General features: G+C 71.2%; 1 protein-coding gene. It reads right to left on the reverse strand.

Annotation, left to right across the window (positions count from 1 at the left end):
- Positions 1 to 993 (reverse strand): FAD-binding oxidoreductase (locus IH13_RS0122685; RefSeq protein WP_031087256.1); only part of this gene is annotated, 993 nt, incomplete at its 3' end.
- Between the last annotated feature and the right edge of the window lie 31 nt (positions 994 to 1024).

A 1024-nucleotide genomic window follows, 5' to 3' on the forward strand; every position in this document is an offset into this window, starting at 1 on the left:
GCCGCTGCACTGCACCAGCAGCCAGCTCTCGCCCTCGGGGAACTGCCCCAGCGAGTCGAGGTGGGAGCCTTCGGCCCGCATGAGCTGCGCCATCCGCCCGTCGATGGCCTCCAGCAGCTCCGGGTCGCAGTGGGCGAGGAGCCGGGGAACGTCGTCGGCGGCGGCGCAGATGTCGTCGTACCCGAGCACGACCATGGCCTCGTACGCGGGCACCGGTACCAGGTCGAGTTCGGCGCGGACCACCGTCACCAGGGTGCCCTCGCTGCCGACGAGGGTGCGTGCGACGTCGAAGCCGTTCTCCGGCAGCAGCGAGTCCAGGTTGTAGCCGGACACCCGCCGGGGGATGGCCGGGTAGCCCCGCCTGACGTCGGCCAGGTGGCGGTCGATGATGTCCCGCATCCCCCGGTACAGCACGGCCCGCCCGTCGTCCGAAGCGGTGATCTCCTCGTACTCCCGGTCCGAGGTGGGGCCCACCCAGCAGCGCGTGCCGGCATAGGTGACGATCTCCAGGCGCCGCACGTTGTCCACGGTCTTGCCGTACGCCTGTGCGGAGGCCCCGCAGGAGTTGTTGCCGATCATGCCGCCCAGGGAGCAGTGGCTGTGGGTCGAGGGCTTGGGACCGAACTTCAGTCCGTGGGCGGACAGCTGCCGGTTGAGCTCGTCCAGCACGATTCCCGGCTCGACCACGCAGGTGCGCCGTTCCACGTCGAGGGAGACCAGGCGGTCGCAGTACTTCGTCCAGTCGATGACGACGGCGGTGTTGGTGCACTGGCCTCCGAGGCTGGTGCCGCCGCCCCGCGAGAGGACGGGAGCGCCGAACCGGGCGCACACCGCGACCGCCTCCGCCCCGGCGTCGACGTCGCGGGGCACGACCACACCGATCGGGACCTGTCGGTAGTTCGAGCCGTCGGTGGAGTAGGCGCCCCGGCTTCCCGCGTCGAAGCGGATCTCACCGCGCACCCGCTCACGCAGGGCCTCCTCCAGGGCGGTCACGTCGAGCTCGGTACCGGCACCGGTTACGGCA

The organism is Streptomyces sp. NRRL WC-3549 (assembly GCF_000721935.1).
Taxonomy (GTDB): domain Bacteria; phylum Actinomycetota; class Actinomycetes; order Streptomycetales; family Streptomycetaceae; genus Streptomyces.